The organism is Streptomyces sp. CRN 30, from assembly GCF_034105845.1.
Map to the genome: position 1 here is coordinate 1 of NZ_JAVRHI010000056.1, position 23,652 is coordinate 23,652.

Here is a 23,652-nt window from a genome sequence, read left to right on the forward strand (position 1 = left end):
CGGATAAGCCCCGCCGATCGCGTCGTACAGCCGCGCACCGAGCATCCCCAGCTGCTCCTCCGGTGTCACCCTCAGACCCCTCGTCCGCGCGTCGAGTTCCCTGTCGATGGCCGCCACCATGGCGTCGGCACGCTCACGCCGCTCCAGCAGCAGGCCCCGCAGCCGGCGCAGGTGCGCGACCGCGTCGGCGGACGGGTCACCGACCAGTTCCGCGACCTCCCGCAACCCGAAACCCAGCCGTCGGTAGGCCAGCACCTCCCGCAACCGCTCGACGTCACCCGCCGAGTAGGCCCGATACCCAATGACGAGATCGGACTCGTCCGTCCGTCGGCGCGGACCTCGGGTCTCACACGCTCCGACCGAGTCGAGTCGGACTCAGTTTCCGCTTCCGGAACCGACGATGGCGGTGACGCGGATCTCCACGCGCATGGCGGCGAGTCCCAGCACCGTGACGCCGGTCTCGGTCCAGATCGGCGCCCGTCCACCGAGGCGACGGCGGAACTGCTCGGCCATGACCGCGTTGTGGTCGTCGCCGATGACGTCGTCTCCCGGTGCGACCTTGTGGTACGAGTTCACGTGGATGACGTCCCTCCACGTCGCGCCGACCGTGGCGAGCGTGCGCTCGACATTGTCGAACGCCTGGATAATCTCGTCTTCCAGCGAGTCGGGGACGACCAGGTCGTCGTTCACCCCGGCCTGGCCGGAGATCTCCACCCGGTCCCCGACGCGGACGGCCCCGCTGTAGCCGAGGGCCTCGTGCAGCTTCTCGCCGAAGCCCGGAGTGACGCCGAAGGTGACTGTGGACATGATGTTCCTTCTTCCTGCCCTCGGGGGCGCGTTCTCTAGTACATGACTTCACGCGTAAAGTGAGAGTAACAGGATTCGACTTCAAGCGTGAAGTGAACACAGGCTCAGCCGGAAGGACGGGAGGGTCGATGGGGAACACGTCGGAGCCCATGGGCGGCGCGACTGGACCAGAGGACGACGAGGAGCTGCGATGGCTCGACGAAGAGGAGAAGGCGGCGTGGACGGGACTGATCTCCCTCGTCCTGCTGCTGCCCGGCAAGCTGGAGTCGCCGCTGCGGCAGGAACACGGCTTCACCCTGTTCGAGTACCTCGTGCTCAGTCACCTCTCCGAGGCCCCGCAGCGCACCCTGCGGATGGGAGAGCTGGCCTTCCTCGCCAGCGGGTCGCTCTCCCGCCTGTCCAACGTCGTCAAGCGCTGCGAACAGCGCGGCTGGGTGGTGCGGACACCTGACCCGGCCGACGGCCGCTACACCCTCGCCGCACTCACCGACTCCGGCTTCGACATCGTGCACCTGGCGGCGCCCACCCACCTGCGGGCCGTGCGCCACGTCGTCCTCGACTCGCTCAACAGCACCGACCGGAAGGCTCTCGTCCGCATCGCGCAGAAACTCCGCATCGTGCCCGACGGTTTCGGATGATGGATGACGGGTCACGGATGACGGATGACGGCTGACGGGGCCTTCTCGGACGGCAGGGATGTCAGCTCTTCTTGTCGGGCGGTCCGGCGGTCAACTGCCGACGCACGTCGGCCGCATCGTGCAAGTTGGTCATCTGCACGAAACGGCCGCCGCGGACCGTGTAGATGGCGTGCTCGACGATCTCGAACGAGGCTCCCGTCGGCGCGACACCGAGCCACTCCTTCACCGGAGTACCGGTGTTGACTGCACGCACAGCGAGACGGTCGCGGTCGATCAGCAGTTCCTCGACTGTCCAACGGAGATCCGGAACGGCATCGATGCTGCGTCTCATCTCGGAGAATCCTTCCTCTCCCTCTCCCTCTCCCTGTCGCCCGGCCGCATGTGAGGCCGGCCGGGCTCAGTAGGCGACGCGTCCCCCGCGACGGTGGAACTCGCCCGTCGGCCCGTCCGGGCCCAGCAGGGCCAAGGCGACCGTGGCGTCCGTGCCCTCGGTGACGGTCTGATGGCCCTGGTGCTGATTGAGATCGGTTGCCGTGTAGCCGGGATCGGAGGCGTTGATCCGCATCCCGGGCAGGCTCTTGGCATACTGCACGGTCAGCGTGATCACGGCGGCCTTGGAGCTGGCGTACGGCACCATGCGGCCGGTGAACGAGTCGTCGTCCGGGTCCAGCAGGGCCCGGGGGAAGCCCAGCCCGGAGGCGACGTTGACGATCACCGGATTGGACGAGCGCCGCAACAGGGGCAGGGCGGCCTGGGTGACCCGGACGATACCGAAGACGTTGGTCTCGAACGTTATGCGCATCGCCTCGATGTCCAGGTCGTCGAGGCTCCACGACGTGCCCACGACGGCCGCGTTGTTGATCAGTACGTCGAGTTCGGGCAGCGACGCGATCGCCTTGTCGACGCTGTCCTGGTCGGTGACGTCGAGCTGGACCGGGACCGCGCCGAACTCCCGGGCGGCGCCCGCGGCGGCCAGGTCCCGCGTGCCGGCGTAGACGGTGTGGCCCGCGGCGGTCAGGCGGCGGGCGGTTTCCAGACCGAGGCCCTTGTTGGCCCCGGTCACCAGAGTTGTGGTCATGCCGCCACTGTGTGCCGCCGCAGGGCCGGCTGACAGGCACGGTCCGACGGTGGGTACAGCAGTACCACCCGCCGCGCCCGGTCCCGAGGCACCATGGAGGGCATGGACGAGTTCGCGCGGATACTTCGAGCGTGGCGGGACCGGGTTCGCCCGGAGGACGTCGGGTTACCTCCCGGTCCGGGTCGTCGCGCGCCGGGACTGCGCCGTGAGGAACTGGCCCTGATCGCCGGGGTGAGCGTGGATTACCTCGTGCGTCTGGAGCAGGGCCGGGCCCGCAATCCCTCCCCACAGTTGCTGTCCTCGCTGGCTCGGGCGCTGCGTCTGACCGATGTCGAACGCGACCACCTGTTCCGCGTCGCCGGCGCGGCGGTGCCTCCGGCCGGGCACGTGCCGAAGCACATCACGCCGACCGCGCGGCGCATGGTGGACCGGTTCCGCAACGCCCCGGTGGCCGTGGCTGTGCACACCGCGATCTATGAACTGGTGCTGTGGAACCCGCTCTGGGCCGTCCTGTTCGGGGACCCGTCCAGCCAGACCCCGCTGGAACGCAATGTGCTCTGGCGGTACTTCGAGGGTTCCATCCCGGTGACGCACACACCCGAGGACGACGAAGCCTACGCGCGGGACCTCGTCGGCCATCTGCGGTCCGCGGCCGGCCGCTATCCGAACGACCCGGAGATCCCGCAGCTGATCGACCGCTTGATCGAGACTTCCCCCGACTTCGCCCGCCGCTGGAAGGCGGGAACGGTCGGAGAACTGCGCAGCAGCCGCAAGACCGTGCACACCGACCTGGCCGGGGACATCGTCGTGGACTGCGACACCTTCACGGGCGGTCCGGGCGACCAGACGATCGTGATGATGACGGCCGCACCCGGGTCCGAGGACGAGCGCAAGCTCGACCTGCTGCGCGTGGTCGGATTCCAGGAACTGCGGAACTGACCCCCCCGCTCCACGCGGGCGCCCACGGTGCCGGTCTCCGCCTCAGCCTTCACGGCCGGCTCCCGGCTCCCGGTTCACGGTTCGCGGCTGTCGCACGGGCGGGGTCCGGGGCAGACGTCTCCGGCCGCGGGCTCGGAGGTCCGGGATGCGGCACGGTGGTGGGGGCGGGCAGTCCGTACTGGGCGGCCTGGGCGGTGAACATGCTCCGGTAAAGCCCGTCCGGCCGGGACATCAGCTCGCGGTGGGTGCCGTCCTCGACGACGCGCCCTTGGTCGAGGACGTAGATGCGGTCGGCTCTCATGGTGGCGGCGAGGCGGTGGGTGACGAGGACGACTGCCTGTCCCTGTTCGGCCAGGGACCACAGGCTCTCGAACGCGGCGATCTCGGCGTGCGGGTCGAGGGCGCTGGTGGGCTCGTCCACCAGCAGGAACGGTGCCTGCCTGTACCGCGTCCGGGCTGATCCGAGTTTCTGCCACTGCCCGCCGGAGAGCTGGACGCCGCGTTCGTAGCCCTTGAAGACGATCGAGTCCCAGCCGTGCGGCAGTCCCTCGACCAGGTCGCGCACGCCCGCGTCCTCGGCGGCCGCGCGGACGCGGTCCATGTCCCGGGGACGGTCACCGGCGCCGATGGCGATGTTCGCGGCGGCGGTCATCTCCCAGCGGGGGAAGTCCTGTGCCAGCAGCCCCACCATGCCGAAGACCTCGCCCCGGTCCGCCTCGCGCGACTCGACCCGTGCGACCTGTCCCCCCTGGCTGCCATGTGCGTCCTGTCCGGCCTGTTCGCCCACCCACCACACGTTTCCCTCGGCGGGCATCAGCAGCCCGGCCAGGATCTTCGTCAGGGTGGTCTTCCCGGAGCCGTTCGCTCCGACCAGGGCTGTCACCTGCCCCCGGGGAATACGCACGGACACGCCCTCCAGGGCGGGGGAGTCGGCCCCGGGGTAGGTGAACGACACCGCCTCCGTGCACACCTCCCGCACGGAGGGAGGAAGCGGGGTGCCGGAGCGCGGAATGGCGTTCCGGTCCGCCGCCTTGACGGCGTCCTCGGTGTCGGTGAGGAACAGCAGTTCCTCGTAGAGCCGGTTGACCTGCTGGACGAGGGAGGTGAGCCGTGCGGTGGAGGTGCGGATGGCGATCACCGCGGTGCCGCCGACGGCCAGCGGCAGCCCGCCCGCGGCCAGCAGCCACCACAGCACTCCGTAGCAGGCCAGCGACGCCAGACCGGCGAAACCGCCGGCGACCAGGTCCGTCGATGCCTGCGCGCGGGCCAGCCGCCGCTGCTCCGCCTCCGTCTGCCGGGACATCTCCTCGTAGCTGGAGAGCAGCTTGGTCCCGGCGGCGTGGACGCGGATCTCTCCAGCGGCGTGCGGCCGGGTCAGGTAGGCCAGCAGGGAGGCGATCGCCCGCCGGTGGTCGACCCAGTGCAGACGCGAGACGTACTCGCGGCGTGCGGAGCGCACCGCGCCCCATCCCTTGGGCAGGGCGATGGCCAGCAGCATCGGCAGCAGCGTCCAGTGCAGCGACGCCAGCACGACGGCGGCTGCGATCAGGCCGATCAGGACGTTGCCGACGCCGACCGAGAGCCTCAGCATGCGGCGGGCCGAGTCGGTGCCGAACTTGCCCGCCTCCAGCACGCGTTGGATCTCGGGCCGTTCGGTCGCCTCCACCTCGACGTGGGTGACGGCCGTGTAGTACCGCGCGGACACCGCCCGTTCCACCTGCGGCTCCAGCCGCCCCGACATCGCCGTCGACCAGGCCGCCAGCAGCGCCGTCGCCACCGCCGCGACCGCGAGCACCGACAGAGCCGGCAAGGCGTCCTGGAGCTTGTCCGCGGTCGGGCCGTCCGCGAACAGCCGGGTGAGGACACCGTTGACCGCGACCAGCCCCCACCCGGCCGCCATGCCCTGCCCGAGCTCGGCCGCCACTACGCCGGCCAGCGCCCGCGGGTCCGCCTGGCGGCCGGTGCGCAGCACCATGCCGGCCATGCGGGGCAGCGCTGCCGCCATGTGCCCGAACCCCAGCCGGGTCAGGGGGCCTTCGTGCCGGACGTACGACTGGTCGTAGCGAAGCCGGCCGCCGTACAGCTCGCGCTCGGCGTCGGAAATGCTCTCGGCGGACGCTGTCTTGGCGTCGTCCGGAGAGGTGGTGTTCTTGACTGGCTCGGTCGAGGTCAACGTCGGCCCTCCGTCGCGCGGTCGAGGCGGTGCCTCGCGGCACCGGAAGCACCGGAAGCACCGGAAGCACCGAGAGCACCAAGGATGCCGAGGGTGTGGAGGATGTCGAGGGCACGCAGTGCAGCCCTCAATCCGCTTCTCCCGGCTGAGGTTCAGGCGTCCCCCGCCGGGCCTGCCGGTGGACAGAGACGGCGTGGTAAAGAGTTCCTACCGCCGCAGCACCCGACAGCAGGCTTCCCCATGCCGAAACCCATACGCCCCAGTCCGTTCCCTGGCCGGTGGTTTCAGGAAATGCCACCGCCTGTGTCCTGGCCCTGGAAACTGCCGACTTCTCCGATTCCCCCGCCGTGTTCAACGCCACGACCTGGAACGAGTACCAGGTCGACGGAACCAGGTCGGTCACCGTCGCCCGATTCACGGCGGTCACCTCGACCATCGGATAGTCATTCGCGTAGACCCGATACGCCGACGCACCCTCGACGGGAAGCCAGATCACTACCGCGTAGTCGGCTGTCACTCGCAGAACGTCCAGCGACTCCGGTGCTTGCGGTGGCTGGCCCGGAGAATCCGGAGGACTCGGTGACGGACTGCCGCCCGTTCCTCCCGGGGTACTGGGTCCGGGCGATGCCGCGCCGCCGCCCCCCGAATCGACATCGCTCTTCCCGCCCAGACCCGCAGCAGCGAATGCCAGCGCGATGCTTATGAGAAGCAGGGCTGTTCCACAGCTCAACCATCGCCCGAATTGGCTCAGCTTCCACTTTTTCATCATGCCCCCCGTAGACCGCACAATCAGCCGCCGGGTGAGACACGGCCGCCCGAATCGACTGCGGTCACTTCCGTAATGCTACGCCGGGGGGAAACGCATAGCAGCCGCGTTTCTGCTCGCGCCGGGGCAGCACGGTCACGAGGCCACCGTCAGTACGATCTTGCCCTGGATGTGGCCCCGCGCGGCTCGCGCGTGCGCGCTGCCCGCCTCGGACAGCGGGTAGGTGCTGTCGACCCCGACCTGGAGCCCGCCCTCGCCGAACAGGCGCCCGATCTCGGCAAGCTGGGGGCCGTTGGAGCGCACCTGGATGTTGGAGACCGTGACGCCACGGCTCGCCGTCTCCTCCGGGTCGTACTGCGCGAAGAACACCGGAAGCATGGTGCCGCCGCGCTTGAGCACACCCAGGAAACGTGAGCTGTCCGGTCCGCCGACCGTGTCGATCACCAGGTCGACACCGCTGACGACGTCCGTGGCCCGCGTGGTGGAGTAGTCGATGAACTCGTCGGCGCCGAGGGCGCGCAGGAACCGCTCGTGCCGGCCCGAGGCCACCGCGATCACGCGTGCCCCCTTCCACTTCGCCAACTGCACCGCGAAGTGACCCACTCCGCCGGCCGCCCCGTTGACCAGCACGGTCGTGCTCGGTGTGAGGGGCACCGGCCGGTGCACCCGGCCGGTGAAGGGAGACGGCACGTCGTGGCCGAGATCGATCAGGTACTGCCAGGCCGTGAGCACGGCCATCGGCGCTCCGGCCGCCCGCACGTGGTCGAGACCGGCCGGCTTGTGCGCCAGGTCCGAAGCAGGCGCGGCCACGTACTCGGCGTACGTCCGGCCGTCGAAGCCGGGGAACCTCAGCATGCCGAAGACCTCGTCACCGACGGCGAACCCCACCACGTCCGGAGCGACCGCCTCGACCACGCCCGACATGTCCGTCCCCGGGGTCAGAGGGAACTTCAGCACCGGCCTCATCTCGGCCGGCATGACCTTCAGCCCCTCCCGGAGGTACCAGTCCGGCGGGTTGACGCCGGCGGCGTGCACCCGGACGAGCACCTCTCCCGGACCGATCTCGGGAACCGGCACCTCCTCGTACCGCAGAACCTCCGGGCCGCCCGCTTCACGGAACTGGATCGCCTTCATCGCACTGTCGCTTTCTCGGGGAGACGTTGTTCCTCCAGTCAAAGCCCGGGACGGCGGGGCCGTCCAAGACCGGTTCGGCAACCCGGCCATTCCGAAACGGCATGACCCGTACGCTGGAGAGGTGAACGACCTCGGGCAGGACCTGGAACTGCGGCTGGTGCGCTACTTCACCGTGGTCGCCGCCCACCGGCACTTCGGCCGGGCCGCCGCAGACCTGCACGTCGCCCAGCCGGCCCTGAGCCGCCAGATCCAACGGCTGGAGAAGTACCTCGGCACACGGCTGCTGGACCGCACACCCCAGGGCGCGCGGCTCACTCCGGCAGGCGAGACCTTCCTGCCCCGGGCCGAGACCCTGCTGCGGGCCGCCCGCCAGGCCGAGCAGGCCGTGCGTGCGCAGAACGCGACGGAGCGGATCGCCGTCGGCTACGTCGAAGACCTCGTGATCACCGCCGCTGTACGGGAACTGCGCCGCCGCTCCCCGGACGCCGAGATCACCACGCGTCACCTGAGCTGCCGCGACGTCGGAGCCCTCTCCGACAAGCGCGTCGACGCCCTGATCGCGCGGGCCCCGCTGCCGCTCGACGACGACGACGTGACCACCACCCCGCTCTACGACGAGCCCCGGATGCTCGTGGTCCCGCGAGACCACCCCCTCGCCGGCCGCGCGTCGGTGACCGCGGAAGACCTGGCCGGCGAAGAGGTGGCGCCGTGCGCGTTCGAGACCGCGCACTGGACTTCGTACCAGCTCCTCGGGGCCGGGGTGCCGCCGATCGAGAACTACGAGGACAAGCTCGAACTCGTCGCGAACGGCGGGGCGATCGCCGTGCTGCCGGTCGGCGACCGGCGCAGCTCACTCCGTCCCGACCTCGTCACCGTCCCGGTCGAGGGCGCTCCGCCCAGCCAGGTCGTCCTGGTCAGCCGCAAGGGCGACCAGAATCCGATGATCAGAAACCTCCGGCTGGCGGCAAAGGCCGCCTTGGCGGCTCCGGCGGCTCCGGTGGCTCCGGCGGCCTCAGCGGTTCCGGTGGTTCCGGCGGTTGCGGTGGCTTCGGCGGTTGCGGTGGCTCCGACGGGCCTCTGATCGGGGCGGTGACGCGGGCGCCCAGGACCGGCACGGGGGGCCCGCGATGTCCACGGTCACCGGCGACCGATGGATCACGCCACGCGATCGGCCTCCGCGGCGCGCGACGACCGCCGTGACCGCCGGACGCAGTGCGCACTAGCCTCGCCCCCTAGCACCGGAGACCGAGCGGAGGCCGGGACGGACGGCGCCGGCGGAACCCCGGACGACAGACTCGTGCTCATACCTGAGACGGACAGGACACTCCTGCACAGGGTGGAGACGGCGACACCCGCTGGTGCGGAGCGACCAAGGCACAGTCACGGCACGCGCACGATGACGCGGACCCGTTCCACGGGCGATCTTGGGTACCTTCCCGAGTTCCGACCTGGAGTACCTGCTTCGTGGCTACCTTCCTGTATCGAGTGGGCCGTACGGCCTTCCGGCGACGCTGGCTCGTCGTACTGCTGTGGGCGGCGCTGCTCGGTGCGCTCGGCGCCGGTGCCGCCACGGCGCCCGGCGCCAGTGACGACGACACCTCCTTCATGCCCGGCATCGAGGCGCAGCGGGCCTTCGACCTGATCGGGGAGCGATTCCCCGGCACCGACGCGAACGGGGCCGGCGCCCGGATCGTCTTCATCGCCCCGGACGGCGAGAAGGTCACCGACACCGGCCCCCGCGCCGCCATCGACGAACTGGTGGAGGAGGCGGGCGCCGGCCGCCAGGTCGCCGCGGTCACCGGCCCGTTCCAGGCGGACGCGGTGAGCCAGGACGGCTCCACCGCCTACGCCACGGTGAGTTTCAAGGTGAAGGCCGCCGACCTCACCGACGCCGACAAGGCGGCGCTGGAGAGGTCCGTCGACGAGGCCCGCGACGCCGGTCTGACCGTCGAGGTGGGCGGCGACGCACTCGCCTCGTCGGTCGGGGCGGGCGGCGCGGCCGAGGGCATCGGCTTCGCGCTGGCCGCGGTGGTCCTGCTGATCACCTTCGGTTCGCTGGCCGCCGCCGGACTGCCGCTGCTGACCGCCCTGACAGGCGTCGGCGTCACCATGTGCGGCATCTTCGCGCTGGCCGGCGTCTTCGGCCTGACCGCCACCACCGGCACGCTCGCCTCGATGCTCGGCATCGCCGTCGGCATCGACTACGCCCTGTTCGTCGTCTCCCGCTACCGGGAGGAGCGGGCAGCGGGCCTCGACGCACGGGAGGCCGCGGCCCTCGCCACCGGCACGGCCGGTTCCGCCGTCGTCTTCGCCGGTCTGACCGTGGTGATCGCCCTGGCCGGGCTGTCGGTCGTGAACGTACCCATGCTGACCAAGATGGGCCTGTGCGCCGCGGGTGCCGTCGTGGTCGCCGTACTGGTCGCCCTCACTCTCGTCCCCGCGCTCCTGGGCCTGTGGCCGGACGCGGTCCTGCCCCGCCGCTCCCGCAAGGCGAAGAAGGCCGGGGCCGGGCATCCTGAGCGGGCGGCTGGAGCCGGACGCCCGGAGCGGGCGGACAACGCCGGTACCCGGTGGGCGCGGTTCGTGCTGCGCCGTCCCGTCGCGGTGCTGCTGGTCTGCGTCGCGGGCCTCGGCGCGCTCGCGCTGCCCGCCACCCAGCTGGAGATGGGCATGCCGGGCGCGGAGTCGAAGCCGGTCACGACGACCGAACGGCGGGCCTACGACGCCCTCGCCGAGGGTTTCGGCGCCGGCTTCAACGGGCCGCTGACGATCGTCGTGGACGCCAAGGGCGCGGACGACCCCGAGGCAGCGGCAACGGCCGTGACCGAGAGGATCAAGGACACCGAGGGCGTCGTCTCCGTCTCGCCCGCCCGGTTCAACGAGGCGGGCGACACCGCCCTCGTCTCGGCCGTGCCCTCCACCGGGCCCACCGACGAGCGGACGAAGGACCTGGTGCAGGCCATCCGCGCGGAGCGGGCCGCGCTGGAGACCGACACCGGCGCGACCTTCGAGGTGACCGGCTCCACCGCCATGAACATCGACGTGGCGTCGGCGCTGCAGGACGCCCTGGTGCCGTATCTGACGGTCATCGTCGGCCTGGCCCTCGTCCTGCTGCTGGTGGTCTTCCGCTCGGTGCTGGTGCCGGTCAAGGCGGCCTTCGGCTTCCTGCTGTCGGTGCTGGCCGCGCTCGGCTCGGTGGTGGCCGTCTTCCAGTGGGGCTGGGGAGCCGACCTGATCGGCGTGGAGCAGACCGGCCCGATCATGAGCCTGATGCCGATCTTCCTGGTGGGCATCGTCTTCGGACTGGCCATGGACTACGAGGTGTTCCTCGTCTCCCGGATGCGGGAGGCCCACGCCCACGGGGACCGGCCCGGGGACGCGATCGTCGCCGGTTTCCGGCACAGCGCCCGCGTGGTCACGGCCGCCGCCGTCATCATGATCGCGGTCTTCTCCGGTTTCGTCGGCGAGGGCGAGTCCATGATCAAGACGATCGGGTTCGGACTCGCGGTGGCGGTCCTCTTCGACGCCTTCGTGGTCCGCATGGCACTGGTGCCGGCGGTACTCGCCCTCCTGGGCGCCAAGGCGTGGTGGCTGCCCCGGTGGCTCGACCGGCTGCTGCCCGACGTGGACATCGAGGGCACCGGACTCGCGGCGGCCGGATCGTCCGCGTCCGATGAGCGGGAACCCCGTCCCCAGGAGACGGCCCGCGTCTGAGCGGACGCGCCGGCAGGACCGGCCGTCGCCACGCCGTGACCGGTGGCGGCGGCCCGTTCTGCGAACATGGCCTGGAAACCCGTACCCCCGGAGAGAACACCTGATGAGCACAGCCTGGCGGCACCGGACCGAGAGCCGGACCGGGAGCGGGGCTGCAACCGGGACCGGAGCCGGGGCCGGGGCCGGGAGCCGGTTGGGGACTTCGGGAGTCGGCCTGCCCGTCGCGCTCTTCGCGGTCACGGTCGTGAGCTGCCTCGTCTTCTACTGGTTCGTACCCGACGCCGTACCGATGTGGCCCAGCGTCCTGCTGGCCCTCGCCGCGAGCGCGGCACTGTGGTGGCGGCACCGCCGCCCGCTGACCGTGCTGGCCGTGACCGCCCTGTGCACCGTGACGCTGGGCGCCCTCGGCTACCTGCTGACCCCGTTCGTCATGGGACCGCTGCTGGCCGCGCAGTACGCCGTCGCCCTGCGCGGTGGCCGTGGCACCACCTGGTACAGCGCCTCGGCCGCCGCCACGGGCATGGGGCTTGCCGGACTGGGGCTCGTCCCGTCCCTGCGGGGCTCGATGCTGCTCGTCTTCATCAACCCGGCCGGGTGGGTGCTCCTGACGGCGGCCTTCGGCAGCTACGTACGGGTGCGCCGCGAGTACACCGCCGCGCGGGCCGCACACCAGGAACGCGAACGCGAGGAACTGGCACGGCACCGCGTCGTCCAGGAACGTATGCGCATCGCCCGCGAACTGCACGACGTCGTCGCCCACCACCTGGCCCTGGCCAACGCCCAGGCCGGTACCGCAGCCCACCTGGCCCGCTCGGACCCGGACCGGGCCGTGCAGATGCTGGAGAGCCTGTCCGGCACCACCGCCGAGGCGCTGCGCGAGATGAAACGCACCGTGGGCCTGCTCCGCCAGGACGGCGACACCCCCGACGAACTGCTGCCCGCCCCCGGCCTCGAACACCTGCCGGACCTGCTCGACACCTGCGCCGAGGCCGGCCTTGACGTGTCCGTGGAGGTCAAGGGGGAACCGCGCGTCCTGCACCCCGGACTGAACCTGACGGCGTACCGGATCGTGCAGGAGGCGCTGACCAACGTCACCAAGCACGCCGCCACCGCCACCGCCCGCCTCCGGCTCACCTACACGGCGTCCGACCTGACCATCACCGTCACCGACGACGGCAGTCCCCGGGGCGGCGCGCTCCGTCGGCGCCGTACCGAGCGCGGCTTCGGGCTGGTCGGCATGGGGGAGCGGGCTCTGGCCGCCGGGGGCGGCTTCCGCGCCGGACCACGTCCGCAGGGCGGCTACGAAGTCCTCTGCTCCCTGCCGCTGAACGACGACGTCCCACCGGACGACGACGTCCCACTGGACGACGACATCCCACTGGACGACGACATCCCACCGGACGACGACATCCCACCGGACGGTGACATCCCGCCGGACAGTGACATCTCACTTGACGGCGACGTCTCACTAGACGGCGACATCCCGCCGAACGATGACGAACGGCCGGCCCCATGACGATCCCCATGACGATCTCTGTTCTGCTCGCCGACGACCAGGCCCTGCTCAGGGCGACCTTCCGCATCCTCATCGACTCCGACCCGCACATGACGGTCGTCGCGGAGGCCGCGGACGGCCGGGAAGCGGTCGACCTCACCCGCACCCACCGGCCGGACGTGGTGCTCATGGACATCCGGATGCCGTCGGTCGACGGTCTCGCCGCCACCGCCGACATCTGCGGACGCGACGAACTGTCCGGCACCCGCGTCCTGGTGCTCACGACGTTCGAGAACGACGAGAACGTCGCCCGTGCCCTGCGCGCCGGGGCGAGCGGTTTCCTCGGCAAGGACGTCAGCGCCGACGCGCTCCTCGCGGGCATCCGCACCGTGGCAGCCGGTGACTCACTGCTGTCACCCACGGCCACCAAGGCGCTCATCGCCCGCTTCCTCGCCACCCCTGACACCGACGGCCCCCTGGCCTCCGCCGACAGCGTCGCCGCGCTCACCGCCCGCGAACGCGAGGTCGTCGTCCTCGCGGCGCTCGGCAGGTCCAACGACGAAATCGCCGACTCGCTGTTCCTCAGCCCGTTCACCGTCCGCAGCCACATCCAGCGGGCCATGACCAAGGTGCGGGCCCGCGACCGGGCACAGCTCGTGGTCGTCGCCTACCAGAGCGGGCTGGTGCGCGTGGGGCCCCTGGGGGCCGGCTGACCGCCCTTGGGCCGGACCGGACCGGGGCTGTGTCCCGCCCCCGAGCGCGGCGGGTCGATGACCACGGTGGTACGGGGCCCACCGACCAGGCAGCCGCGGTTGCCCAGGCTCTCGAACTCCAGGGTGTCGACAGAGAACACCGCTCACGACTCCTTTCGGGGAAGCGGCGCCACGCGGCGAAGTGCCGCGCGGTCGTGACCGCGACCGTGACAGCGCAGGAAGCGGAGGAGAGGGCCTGTTGACGACCCGGTCAAGTTCCGGCACCGTCGGAGGCCCTCGTCCTCTGCAGGGGAGACATCGTGCTCAGACGCGCGCTTCGTGCCGTTCTCTCGCTTGTCATGCTCACTTCATTTATTGGCTTCGGTGTGACCCTGTCCACCGGATCCGCGCGCGCGGACGACTGCTACACCTTCCCGCGCACGCTGAGCCAGGGCAGCAGCGGCGAGGACGTGCGGCAGTTGCAGATCCGGGTGGCCGGCTATCCGGGGTACGGCGCCGTCCTGGCGATCGACGGACAGTTCGGGGCCGGCACCAAGGCCGCCGTCACCCGTTTCCAGCAGGCGTACGGGCTCGGAGCGGACGGCGTCGCGGGTCCGGCGACCTTCAGCAAGATCTACGCGCTGCAGGACAGCGACTGCACGCCGGCCCACTTCACCTACGCGGAGATGAACCGCTGCAATTCCGACTGGTCCGGCGGCGCGGTCTCCGCGGCGGCGGCCCGCGCCAACGCGCTGCAGCAGATGTGGAAGCTGGAGGCGCTGCGGCACGCGCTCGGCGACCGCCCGCTGACCACCAGCAGCGGCTTCCGCTCCTACTCCTGCAACAACGCCGCCGGCGGCTCCGCCACCAGTAACCACCTGTACGGGCGCGGGATCGACCTGGTGGGCTCGCCGTCCTTCTGCGAGATCGTCACGCAGGCCCGCAACCACGGGTTCAACGAGATCCTCGGTCCCGGCTACCCGGGCCACAGCGACCACGCCCACCTGGGCAGCCAGAGCTCCCGCTTCTGGTCCGCCTCCTCCTGCGGGATTTGAATCGTCGGTGCGGCGACCGCGCTGACCGTTCCAGGACGGGGCGGCCACGGGGCCGACGGTGTCAGCCGGTCAGAGCGATGCGGGCGGTGATGCGTTTGCCGACCGGCTCGCGCCGGACGTCGAGGTCCTGGGCCACGGCCCTGACGATCTCCAGGCCGTGCTGGCCGACCCTGCCCGGGTCGGTGGGCCGGGCCGTGGGAAGGGCGGGGTCGCTGTCCCACACGATGACGTCCACGGTCGTGGGGGTGAGGCGCAGTTCCATGAGGATCGGGCCGGGCGCGTACTTGCGGGCGTTGGTGACCAGTTCGCTGACCACCAACTGTGCCAGGTCCACCACGCGGGAGGCCACGTTCAGGTGGTGCTCGCCGGCCACCCGCGCGAGGAAGGCGGCGGCGTGGTGGCGGGCCTCGGCGATGCTCTCGCCGCCTCCGCCCAGGGCGTAGCCGGCCCGCGCGAGGGCCCGGCCGGAATCGTCACAGCCGTCCCCGTCGGTCTCCGCTCGCACCGGCCTCGCCCTCGTTCCCCGTCCACCGGCCAGCCGATACCCGAGGGTCGCCTGGTCATGCCTGCCGCGTACATCTTCCACGACTGAACCGCACGGGTGCATCCGATGGGCGATTCCGGGCGCGTGGCACGCGGCCGGTACGGGCTTGCCGAGGTCGCCCGGTGCCGTGCGATGCTGGACGGACGCGAGAGGGGCCGGTACCGCACACGTACCGCTCCTTTGGGTCTGTCGGGCGTTGCCCCCATCCCGGGCACCCGGCTCCCGCCTTCGTCGTCCGCCTCCGTACGGGGGTGCTGCGCCGTTGGGCTCATCGACCCCGAGAGGGGGGCGAGCACCCGGCATGACCGTCACCACACGAACCGTCGGCACGACCGCCTGGATCACGCCGCAGGGCGACATCGACCACGACATCCTGCCCGAACTGCGCGCCGCCGTCCTGGCACTGCCGCCCGAGGTGACCGTGGTGGTCTGGGATCTGCACCAGGTCGCCTTCATGGACACCGCGGGCCTGCACCTGCTCTTCGACCCGCCCCCGCCGGACGGCCCGCCCCGCACCACCACGGTGACCGGTCTGCGCCCCCAGCCGCTGCGACTGCTGCTCCTGGCCCGCCGGCTGCCCCTGCCCGGCTGCGCGGAGGGCCTGTCCGGCACGGCCCACCGCGTCCACCCCGGCCGTCTCCCGTACTACGACCTGTCGGTCACGCTGACGTCGCTGCGTCAGACGCGCGAGCGGAGCGAGACGGCGAGGCGGCAGGCGGCGCAGCATCGCGAGACGGCCCGGCGGATGCGTGCGGAGGCCCACCGCGTCCGCGCGGGAACGTCGAGTCGGCAGTAGCGCCGAGGAGGGCGGCGCCGCCGGGCTCTCTGGGCCAGGGGGGGGCAGCCGACGGGGGGTGTAACGCCATTGCACGGCACGGCACGGCACGGCACTGGCACTACGGCGGTACGGCGGTAAGGCGGTACGGCGGTACGGGAACACGGACCGGGAGGAGACCGCCCACCCGCCCCTGGTCGTGGCGCAGCCGGGTCCGCGGCGGCGACGTGTGAGACCGGACGTGTGTCACCGGACGTGTGCGGGAGCGCTCACGAGCCACCGGTCTCCCTCGGCGGCGTTCGGCGGCGTTCGGCGGCGCTCGGCGGCGCTCGGCGGCGGTCAAGGACGCGTCCGTATGGTCACCTTGGTACCTCGGCGCTCCCGCCGGCCGTGATGACGGTGAGGAGAGGGAACGCGATGAGCAGTGCGACCGCGACGAGAAGCCCGCTCGTCCAGAGCGGCCCGAGGGCCCCGGCTTCCGTGCCGAGCGTGGCCGCGGCCACGACGGGGCCGACGGCGGCACCCACGTTGAGCGCCGCGGTCGCGTACGAGCCGGCCATCGTGGGGGCGCCCGCGGCCTCGTGGAGGACCCGCGTGATCAGCGTGCTGCCCAGCGCGAACGACAGTGCGCCCTGTACGAACACGAGAGTGAACAGGGCGACCGGCTCGTGGGCCAGCACCGCGAGAGCCGGCCAGCCGATGAGCAGCAACGGACCGGTGACCGCGATGGCCGGGCCGGGACTCCGGTCGGACAGCCGTCCGGCGACGGTGACGCCCACGAAGGAACCGGCGCCGAAGAGCACCAGAGCGACAGAGACCCACATCCCGCCCGGCCCGGCACTGCCGGTCACCACGGGAGCGAGGAAGGTGAGGCTCGCGAAGGTCGCCGAGTTCACCAGCGCGCCGAGCAGCATCACCAGGAGCAACCGCGGCCGGGCGAGCTGGGCCAGCTCCGCACGCAGCGCCGGCCTGCCGGTCACCTCAGCGCCGTAGGACCCTGCGGAGATGCCTTTCAGGATGCCGAGAGCCGCGGGCAGACAGAGCGCGGCGACGGCCCAGAAGGTGGCCCGCCAGCCGAGTGCCGTGCCGAGCACCGACCCACCGGGGACACCGGCGATCGTGGCCACCGTCGTGCCGGACAACAACACGGCCAGCGCGCGTCCCTTCCGGTCGGGCGGGACAAGCGAGGCCGCAGCTGTCAGAGCGACGGCGAGGAACCCCGCGTTGGCGAGCGCGGCCACGACCCGGGTGGCGAACAGGATGGGGAAGCCGGTGGTCACGGCGCCCACCGCATGAGCCGCCGCGAACACGAGGACGGACCCCAGAAGGACCGGGCGCCTGGGCCAGTCGCGGGCGAGTGCGGCCACCAAGGGGGCGCCGACGATCACGCCGATGGCGAAGGCCGAGGTGAGCACGCCCGCTGTCCCGACGGTGACGTCCAGATCCGAGGCGATGTCCGGCAAGAGGCCGGCGAGCATGAACTCCGAGGTGCCCATGGCGAAGACCGCCAGGGCGAGCAGATACAGCGGGAGAGGCATCGAGTGGCTCCGAGGTGAGGAGAGGCACGAGGAAGTCGTCTCGTCACCGCGGCCGGCCCCGAGTGCACACACGTCCCACCACGGAAGGCGGCGCGACGGCAGGGCTACTGGCTCAGTGGTGCAGGGGGCTGACGGCGTGACCGAAAGCCCCCACCTTGTCCGACTCAGGACTCGACATGGCCCGCACGCTACCCGACCGATGCCCGTCGAAGCATCCTGGTTCCACGGACATCGGCCTGCGCGCCGTGGGACCCCCAGAGAATCTCGCCGACGTCGTAGCCGCAGACGCGGCACGCGGTCTCATCTCTCTTGTCGGGCACAGCGCCATCCTCCCCTCCGCCGACAGGGCTGCGGAACCCGTCGGCGATACTTCACCATTGTGAGCAGCGAGAACATCCCGCGGGTCAGGCCACTGCCGCAGCCGCCGCACCCGGCCAGACGTCAGATCCAATCCTGGCAGGAGGCCGAGCACAACGCCGCGACCTGGATGCGTCACTGGGGGTACGAAGACGCCCGTGCCCGGCCCGGCGGCAGCGACGGCGGGGTGGACGTGCGCTCACGGAAAGCACTGGGGCAGGTCAAGTACCAAGGGGCCGCGGTAGGAAGACCCGAACTCCAGCGCCTGTTCGGGGCCCGAGGCCGGGCCTGGGACAAGGACCTGCTGTTCTTCACGGGCAGCAGCTACACCGCCACTGCGGTCGAGTACGCCGCCGAGAACGGCATCGCGCTGTTCGTGTACGGCCTGGACGGCTCGATGACCGCGGCCAACGCCCCTGCCCGCCGTATCGCCACGACACCGGCGCCACCGCCTCCCGCGACACCGGCGTCGTCAGCACCGGCGTCGGGATCGGTGTCGGCGTCGGGATCGGTGCCCGTCTCCGCACCGCCTCCCGGCCCGCCCCGGGAGATCCGGCCGGGCGCGGGCCGGACGGCGGCGGGCCTCGTCCTGGCCGTCGTAGCGCTGTTCATACCCGGCAGTGACAGCTTCGACCCGCGTCCGAACCAGACCCTGGTGACCCTGCTCATGCTCGTCGTCCCCGCGGTCCTGATCACCTCGGGAATCCGCGAGAAGACCCGCCGCCGCTACTGGCCGACCGGTCTGGGCCTGCTCCTCCTGGACCTGCCGACGGCCTGGCTCACCAACGCGCGGCTGTGGCGGGGAGACATCGCCGACATCCTCGTACCCGCGACGCTGACCGTGCTCTCCCTCACGGCCGCCGTGTCGCTGATCCGATGGAACACCCGTGGTACCGCCGCCCCGAAGGGCGAGCCGGCGGTCTGACAGGTCTCTGGCCGATCACCCACCGCATTCCGCTCTCCTGGGCCTGGGGCCCTCTCGTCCGGCTGCGTCGTCTCAGCGCGTCCGGCCGTTCGAGGCGCGACATGGGTTCGCGGGACGAAGACGCGGAGGAACGGCCGTGGCCGCCGCGGACACAGGACCGGCGCACGGGTCTGTCCGCTGTGCCCAGGGCGGCCGGCAAGATCACCGGCAGGATGCGCCGAGGGTTTCCGGAGCGATTGTTGAGGCTGGCATGCATTTGTCGAACAGGCCCGGGACGCGGGCCGAGTGCACGCCCCGTCGTGCCCGTCGTGCCCGTCGTGCCCGTGGCGCCCGTGGCGGTCAGTGCGGGCGTCGGCGTCTCCAGATCGTCAGAGCCGTGGCAAGGGCGGACACTCCGAGGGCGATTCCGGCGGTCGCGAAGAGACCAGGAGTGGCCCAAGCCGGGCCCGGCCACACGGACACCGTGACGTCGGCACTGTCGTTGACGCTCTTCGGGTCGTTGCTCGGGTGGTCGCTGTCGCCGTCGGCGACGGTGACCCGCCCGCCACGATGCGCCATTTCCTTGTCGATGCGGAGGGTGAAGGGGAAGGTCGTGGTGGCGCCCGCCTTCCCCGCTTCCGCTGTGCACACGTACCGGCGGGCACTCGGCTGCCGCACGGACGCTTCGGCCAGGGGTGAGCCGTCGGCGGCGAGGGCCCGGCAGACCTGGTCGAGCACCTCCTCGTCCCGCTCGAACTCATAGGGCGACGACACGACAGTGGTGCCCGCCGGAACCACGAACTCGACCTCGACGTGGGCCGGGAGCGCGCCCGGACCGTCGTTGCGTACACCGACTCGCACGTCCGCCCGGCTGCCGACGGGCCCCCTCGCGGTGTCGGCGACCGCGACCAGGTCGCTGGTACTGCGCACGGCGAGCCGGAGGTGCGCCGCGCTCTCACCCGTCGCGTGCGCTCCCACGTCGTCGGCGCCTTCGTCCTGGCCGGCCTGGTCCCCGGGTCCGGGTCCGGGTCCGGGGCCGGGGACGTAGCGGAGCGCGGCTCCCCGGCCGGACTCGTACTGCGAGACCATCTCTTCCGGCGGGACGTAGTCCTCCCCGAGTCCGGCGGCCTCGAAGGTGACGGTCGGGTAGGTGGCGTCGGCGGCGAGCGTGAATACTTCGGGAGCGGCGAGGCGGTAGGCCGCTCCGGGCGGGATGACGACATCGTCGGCGGGCAGCCGGCACCAGGCCGAAGCGGTGCCGCGGTAGGAGCAGTTGCGGTGCTTGTCCGCCGTCCGGATGCCGTCGCGGGTACCGATGAAGAGCGAGACTCCGCGGGCGGGAACGTTCCCCGTGTTGCGCAGGGTCAGTGATACGGCGACCCGTCCGCCCGGTGTCACACTGTTCCGGTCCGCCCGTGCCTCGATGGCCAGCACCGGTTTACCGATGACGACGCGGGTGCTCGCCGTGACGCTCGGTAGGCCCGGCGAGGTCAGCCGGTAACGCAGCACTGCCGAGTCGCCCGCCTCGGCCCCGTCCGCGGGACTCACGCGGAAGGACTGCCCGCTCCCGCCGTGCCACTGATCGACGATCTCGCCACCGCAGCGGAAGGTGGGCAGCCGGACCGGGCAGTTGTCCTGACCCGTTCTCAGGACGGCGACGCCCTTGAGGTCCGTCGCGTCGAAGGCGACCGTGTAATGGCCCGTTCCTCGCTCCCCGAAGTGCTCCTCGATGCCGAACCTCGGCTCGTCCTCGGGATCACGCGAGACGTAGAGGACGGAGGGCACATCGAGCTCGGGACGGGAGGTGTCCGACAAGGCGGAGCAGCCGAGGAGCCCCGCCAGCACGCCGAGGACGAGGACCACCGTCGCACCCGCCGCCTGGAGGGACCGGACCGGGCGCGAGGCACCTTCTCGGCCCGATATTCGCTGAGACTTGGCGGTGACGCGCTTCGACGTGTACACGGCGGAAACTCTGCCATGGCGTCGAAGTGACGGGACACTTGACGTCGAACACTGCCGCTGCCGCTGCCGCCGCAGCTGCCGTTCGTGCCCGGTCGGACGGCGGGCTCAGGGCAGGGGCAGGCCCTGGACCGATGCCGCCAGCTGCCCGACCGCCGTCACGAGCGGCCCCACCGGCTGGACGAACTCGGTGATGCGGCCCAGGGCGCGGCGCAGGACCGTCGGCTGTGGTTCGGCCTCGTCCAGTTCCTCCCGCAGCCGGCCCAGTTCCCTGCCGACGGCGTCGGGGTCGGCGAGCGCCGCCCGGTGTTCTTCCAGCAACCGCTCGACCTGCGCGAGGAGTTCGGCTGTACGCGCGGCCTGCCCGGCGTCCTGCGGCGGGAAGGAGACCGCACCGGAGAACGCGCGGGCGTTCTGCCCCACGGCCTGGTTGCCCACGTAGTGGGTGCCGCCGTTGATGACGAGCCCGTTGTTGACGGGTGGTTGTGGTTCGTGCCGACTCCGGTCGTCGCTGCTCACGGGGTCTCCTGACGGGCGGGGGCGGCCGATCCGGCCTGCTGGGGAAAGTTCTGGGTGGCGTTCGCTCCCGCGCCGATCGCCTGGTTGCCGATGATGCTCGTTCCGCCCTGCTGGATGAGGCCCTGGTTCAGGATGGTCTGCTGCTGGGCGCGGAAGTCGGTGGTGTCGTAGCCGTGGGAGTCGAGGAACCCGCGCACGATCGCCAGGGTGTGGCGCTCGACCAGGTACGTGATCCGCCGGCCGTCCATGAGCTGGAAGTAGTTGTGGTACTCGGGGCTCAGCGCCAGTTCCCGGATGCTGGTCCGGGCGCCGAAGTCGTACAGCGGGTCCTGTCGTACGGCGGTGAGCTCGTCGGCCATCCGCCGGGAGTGACGGGACTCGAAGCGGGCGTGGCGCAGCGCGCGGAGGGGAGCGGCGACGAAGGCGGGGCCGGTGCGGGCGACGGAACCCAGCATCAGCGCGCGCTCCGCGGCGGAGGTGATGGTCCCCTCCAGGCGGTCCACTACATGGTAGGCGGCTCTGACCGGGCCGAGCATGTGGTGGTCGATGTGCAGGTGAAGCGTCCGGCCCACGGTGGCGACGTGCAGGAACGTGGCCGGCACCACGTCACCGCCCCACAGCTGCGCGTGGATCGCCAGGCAGTGGCGGACGCTGCCGGCCGGATGACGCATGATGTCCCGGACCGCCGTGTCCGGGAGGACGGCGACCGGGGCCAGGACATCGGGGGCGAAGAAGCGCGCGTCGTCGCCGCGCAGGGCGGTGCCGTCGGCGAGGACCCGGTCCTCGATCACCAGACTCGCGGGCAGGTTCCCGTCCTGCGCCCCGTAGCCGCCACTGCCGCCGTTGACGCCGACGCCCTTGGCGCTGTCGCTGTCGGCGCCACCGCCGTTGGCGCCACCGCCGTTGGCGCCGACGCCCGTGACGCCGACCTCGTTGCCGCCGCCGGTGAGCGCGCCGAGCTGTTGCCGGAGGTGGTCGACGAGCTGCTCGACCGTGAAGGACCGGGGACCGGCAGGGCGTGCCCGCAGGCCCGTCGGGTCGTCGGCCGGGAGCAGCGGCACCGCGAGGGACCACTGCGCGCTCGTCTCCGACCAGCCGACGAACGGACTGAACCCGCTGTAGACGATGGCCCTGCTCTGCGCGGCCCGTTCGACGGCGGCCAGCCGGTCGGCCACCCACTGCGGCCGTCCCTCCGTGCCGCCGCGCGGCGTCCGGTACTTCTTCCTGGTCAGGGTGGCCCGCAACAGCCGGTCCACCTCACGGTCGTGACGGAGAACCGTCAGGTACGCGCACGCCGCGCCGCCGAGGGCAGCGAGCACGGCCGGCACCCCGGCCAGGTAAGAGCCCAGCAGCCAGCTCGCGAATCCGTCCACCGGCAGACCGGAGAACACCACCCCGAAGCAGACGACGAGGAGAACGCCCACAGCGGCCGAGACACCCAGCCGCACCAGCGCCCCGCCACCGGGGAGGCGTCGGCCACGGACGGCGAAACTGGTCCGGTCGCCTGCCCGCCGCAGCACTCCGAGGAACGTCATGACGGCGGCGAGCCACAGGGGCGCGAGCAGCGCGACGGCCATGAACACCGCCGTCAGCCGCGCATCGCGCCGGAACCGCAGATCCCGCGCCGTCAGGCAGTGCCGTATGACCGCCGCCGGGTCGACCCCGGGGGAGGAGGCCACGGCGGCCGTCTCGTCGGCCAGGACGTCCTCCACCACACGGTCGGCGAAGTGCTCGTCCACGTAGGCCGCCGCGCACAGGTACCGGGTGACGTCCCCCGGGACTCTGCCCACCGGCATGGCGACGGGTGCGGTCGCGGTCGTCATGGATGTCCCCCTTGTCGCGTGATGCGTCGCGTGGCGCGTCGCGTGGTGCGGCCGCCGCCGTGCGCGCCCGGCCACCGGTGTCGCGCCCGGCCGTCCGGCGGACAGCACGGCCAGCAGCAGACCGAGCACCGAGCCGAAGAGCAGGGCACCGCGCCCCAGATTGATCGCGAGCGTGCGGGCCGGCCCGAGTTCCGCGTCCTCGACGAGGGCCATGAACAGGCCCAGCTCCACCAGGCTCGCCAGCCCGGCGGAGACCACGCCCGCCACGAAACAGACCCGCCGGCGCCGGCCGCCGGGGCGCGCCGTCAGACGGAAGGCGGCGAGCACGAGCAGCACCAGCAGCACGAGGACGCTCAGGTTGTTGGCGATCAGACCGGCCGTGCCGGCGTACCGCTCGGCGGACACGTCCCAGCCCGGGGAGAAGCCCGCCTCCACCGCCCAGCGCAGCGGATCGTTGTCCGACTGCTCGACGTAGAACTTCCGCACGTAGAAGTCCAGCAGCGGCCGCTGCGCCCAGGGGCTGCCGGCCGCGACGACGATCAGGACCAGCAGCGCGAGACGCACCCGTACGGCAGGCGAGGAACGCCCGGTCGTCGACATCTGGGGTACTCCCCCTCCCCGTTGCCCGAGAGCAGTGGCCGCACTCTAGGGCATTCCCCCGCCACTCCGGCCCCGAACGGCGGACTTGGCCACGAGACAGCCGCGAAGTACGCGGAAGTACGCGTCGGACGCGCCCTACCGG

19 protein-coding genes and 2 pseudogenes are annotated in these 23,652 nt (G+C 71.6%); 9 read left to right on the forward strand and 12 right to left on the reverse strand.

Annotated features, from left to right (window positions below; translation table 11 throughout):
* Nucleotides 1-300: pseudogene (locus UW392_RS05365) on the reverse strand (MerR family transcriptional regulator); the annotation flags it as partial.
* Between the two features lie 75 nt (nt 301-375).
* Nucleotides 376-807 carry a Rid family hydrolase gene (locus UW392_RS05370; protein WP_320773698.1) on the reverse strand — a complete coding sequence of 144 codons (432 nt, stop codon included), beginning with the start codon at nt 805-807 and terminating at the stop codon, nt 376-378.
* A gap of 128 nt (nt 808-935) precedes the next feature.
* Between UW392_RS05370 and UW392_RS05375 the strand changes: the two genes are divergently transcribed.
* Nucleotides 936-1,445, forward strand: coding sequence for a MarR family winged helix-turn-helix transcriptional regulator (locus UW392_RS05375; protein ID WP_320773699.1), 510 nt, complete (start codon nt 936-938; stop codon nt 1,443-1,445).
* A 61-nt stretch (nt 1,446-1,506) separates the two neighbouring features.
* On the opposite strand, the pseudogene UW392_RS05380 reads toward UW392_RS05375, so the two are convergent.
* Both UW392_RS05380 and UW392_RS05385 read right to left on the reverse strand, forming a co-directional pair.
* Nucleotides 1,507-1,800 (reverse strand): annotated as a pseudogene (locus UW392_RS05380) (ester cyclase); the annotation flags it as partial.
* Nucleotides 1,801-1,842: 42 nt separating this feature from the next.
* A complete protein-coding gene (locus UW392_RS05385; RefSeq protein WP_320773700.1) occupies nt 1,843-2,523 on the reverse strand; it encodes an SDR family NAD(P)-dependent oxidoreductase in 681 nt (226 codons plus the stop codon).
* Nucleotides 2,524-2,625: 102 nt separating this feature from the next.
* Between UW392_RS05385 and UW392_RS05390 the strand changes: the two genes are divergently transcribed.
* Nucleotides 2,626-3,462 (forward strand): helix-turn-helix transcriptional regulator, encoded by an 837-nt coding sequence (locus UW392_RS05390; RefSeq protein ID WP_320773701.1) that lies wholly within the window; start codon nt 2,626-2,628, stop codon nt 3,460-3,462.
* 49 nt (nt 3,463-3,511) lie between these two features.
* On the opposite strand, the gene UW392_RS05395 is transcribed toward UW392_RS05390, so the two are convergent.
* The 3 genes from UW392_RS05395 to UW392_RS05405 form a co-directional block, all read right to left on the reverse strand.
* The gene (locus UW392_RS05395; protein WP_320773702.1) at nt 3,512-5,635 is read right to left on the reverse strand and encodes an ABC transporter ATP-binding protein; all 2,124 of its coding nucleotides are present in this window, start codon (nt 5,633-5,635) and stop codon (nt 3,512-3,514) included.
* A gap of 127 nt (nt 5,636-5,762) precedes the next feature.
* Nucleotides 5,763-6,404, reverse strand: a complete 642-nt coding sequence (locus tag UW392_RS05400) for a fibronectin type III domain-containing protein (protein WP_320773703.1) — start codon at nt 6,402-6,404, stop codon at nt 5,763-5,765.
* Between the two features lie 132 nt (nt 6,405-6,536).
* Nucleotides 6,537-7,535, reverse strand: a complete 999-nt coding sequence (locus tag UW392_RS05405; protein ID WP_320773704.1) for an NADP-dependent oxidoreductase — start codon at nt 7,533-7,535, stop codon at nt 6,537-6,539.
* 121 nt (nt 7,536-7,656) lie between these two features.
* Between UW392_RS05405 and UW392_RS05410 the strand changes: the two genes are divergently transcribed.
* The 5 genes from UW392_RS05410 (at nt 7,657) to UW392_RS05430 (ending at nt 14,491) form a co-directional block, all read left to right on the forward strand.
* The gene (locus tag UW392_RS05410) at nt 7,657-8,616 is read left to right on the forward strand and encodes a LysR family transcriptional regulator (protein WP_320773705.1); all 960 of its coding nucleotides are present in this window, start codon (nt 7,657-7,659) and stop codon (nt 8,614-8,616) included.
* A gap of 383 nt (nt 8,617-8,999) precedes the next feature.
* Complete coding sequence (locus UW392_RS05415; protein WP_320773706.1) at nt 9,000-11,249, forward strand: MMPL family transporter; 2,250 nt, start codon at nt 9,000-9,002, stop codon at nt 11,247-11,249.
* Between the two features lie 193 nt (nt 11,250-11,442).
* Nucleotides 11,443-12,765, forward strand: a complete 1,323-nt coding sequence (locus UW392_RS05420; protein WP_320773707.1) for a sensor histidine kinase — start codon at nt 11,443-11,445, stop codon at nt 12,763-12,765.
* An 8-nt stretch (nt 12,766-12,773) separates the two neighbouring features.
* Nucleotides 12,774-13,457, forward strand: coding sequence for a response regulator transcription factor (locus tag UW392_RS05425; protein WP_320773708.1), 684 nt, complete (start codon nt 12,774-12,776; stop codon nt 13,455-13,457).
* A gap of 299 nt (nt 13,458-13,756) precedes the next feature.
* A complete protein-coding gene (locus UW392_RS05430; RefSeq protein WP_320773709.1) occupies nt 13,757-14,491 on the forward strand; it encodes a D-Ala-D-Ala carboxypeptidase family metallohydrolase in 735 nt (244 codons plus the stop codon).
* Between the two features lie 61 nt (nt 14,492-14,552).
* Here UW392_RS05430 and UW392_RS05435 read toward each other — a convergent pair whose 3' ends face one another.
* Nucleotides 14,553-14,996 carry an ATP-binding protein gene (locus tag UW392_RS05435; protein WP_320773710.1) on the reverse strand — a complete coding sequence of 148 codons (444 nt, stop codon included), beginning with the start codon at nt 14,994-14,996 and terminating at the stop codon, nt 14,553-14,555.
* 340 nt (nt 14,997-15,336) lie between these two features.
* Between UW392_RS05435 and UW392_RS05440 the strand changes: the two genes are divergently transcribed.
* Nucleotides 15,337-15,831: an STAS domain-containing protein gene (locus UW392_RS05440; RefSeq protein WP_320773711.1), complete on the forward strand. Its 495-nt coding sequence runs from the start codon at nt 15,337-15,339 to the stop codon at nt 15,829-15,831.
* Nucleotides 15,832-16,169: 338 nt separating this feature from the next.
* Here UW392_RS05440 and UW392_RS05445 read toward each other — a convergent pair whose 3' ends face one another.
* Nucleotides 16,170-17,348 (reverse strand): Cmx/CmrA family chloramphenicol efflux MFS transporter, encoded by a 1,179-nt coding sequence (locus UW392_RS05445; RefSeq protein WP_320773712.1) that lies wholly within the window; start codon nt 17,346-17,348, stop codon nt 16,170-16,172.
* 379 nt (nt 17,349-17,727) lie between these two features.
* Between UW392_RS05445 and UW392_RS05450 the strand changes: the two genes are divergently transcribed.
* A complete protein-coding gene (locus UW392_RS05450; RefSeq protein WP_320773713.1) occupies nt 17,728-18,630 on the forward strand; it encodes a restriction endonuclease in 903 nt (300 codons plus the stop codon).
* 339 nt (nt 18,631-18,969) lie between these two features.
* On the opposite strand, the gene UW392_RS05455 is transcribed toward UW392_RS05450, so the two are convergent.
* From UW392_RS05455 to UW392_RS05465, 3 genes are all read right to left on the reverse strand, one after another.
* A complete protein-coding gene (locus UW392_RS05455) occupies nt 18,970-20,571 on the reverse strand; it encodes a hypothetical protein (protein WP_320773714.1) in 1,602 nt (533 codons plus the stop codon).
* A 105-nt stretch (nt 20,572-20,676) separates the two neighbouring features.
* On the reverse strand, nt 20,677-21,087 hold the full coding sequence (locus UW392_RS05460) for a DUF5955 family protein (protein ID WP_320773715.1): 411 nt from the start codon (nt 21,085-21,087) through the stop codon (nt 20,677-20,679).
* On the reverse strand, nt 21,084-23,510 hold the full coding sequence (locus UW392_RS05465; RefSeq protein ID WP_320773716.1) for a hypothetical protein: 2,427 nt from the start codon (nt 23,508-23,510) through the stop codon (nt 21,084-21,086). Before UW392_RS05465 ends, UW392_RS05460 begins: the two co-directional genes overlap by 4 nt.
* Nucleotides 23,511-23,652: the final 142 nt, after the last annotated feature.

Coding starts and splice junctions, on each gene's coding strand:
- UW392_RS05375 (WP_320773699.1), top strand. CDS start 936: ATGGGGAACACGTCGGAGCCCATGGGCGGCGCGACTGGACCAGAGGAC.
- UW392_RS05465 (WP_320773716.1), bottom strand. CDS start 23,510: ATGTCGACGACCGGGCGTTCCTCGCCTGCCGTACGGGTGCGTCTCGCG.
- UW392_RS05425 (WP_320773708.1), top strand. CDS start 12,774: ATGACGATCTCTGTTCTGCTCGCCGACGACCAGGCCCTGCTCAGGGCG.
- UW392_RS05370 (WP_320773698.1), bottom strand. CDS start 807: ATGTCCACAGTCACCTTCGGCGTCACTCCGGGCTTCGGCGAGAAGCTG.
- UW392_RS05385 (WP_320773700.1), bottom strand. CDS start 2,523: ATGACCACAACTCTGGTGACCGGGGCCAACAAGGGCCTCGGTCTGGAA.
- UW392_RS05390 (WP_320773701.1), top strand. CDS start 2,626: ATGGACGAGTTCGCGCGGATACTTCGAGCGTGGCGGGACCGGGTTCGC.
- UW392_RS05405 (WP_320773704.1), bottom strand. CDS start 7,535: ATGAAGGCGATCCAGTTCCGTGAAGCGGGCGGCCCGGAGGTTCTGCGG.
- UW392_RS05400 (WP_320773703.1), bottom strand. CDS start 6,404: ATGATGAAAAAGTGGAAGCTGAGCCAATTCGGGCGATGGTTGAGCTGT.
- UW392_RS05445 (WP_320773712.1), bottom strand. CDS start 17,348: ATGCCTCTCCCGCTGTATCTGCTCGCCCTGGCGGTCTTCGCCATGGGC.
- UW392_RS05440 (WP_320773711.1), top strand. CDS start 15,337: ATGACCGTCACCACACGAACCGTCGGCACGACCGCCTGGATCACGCCG.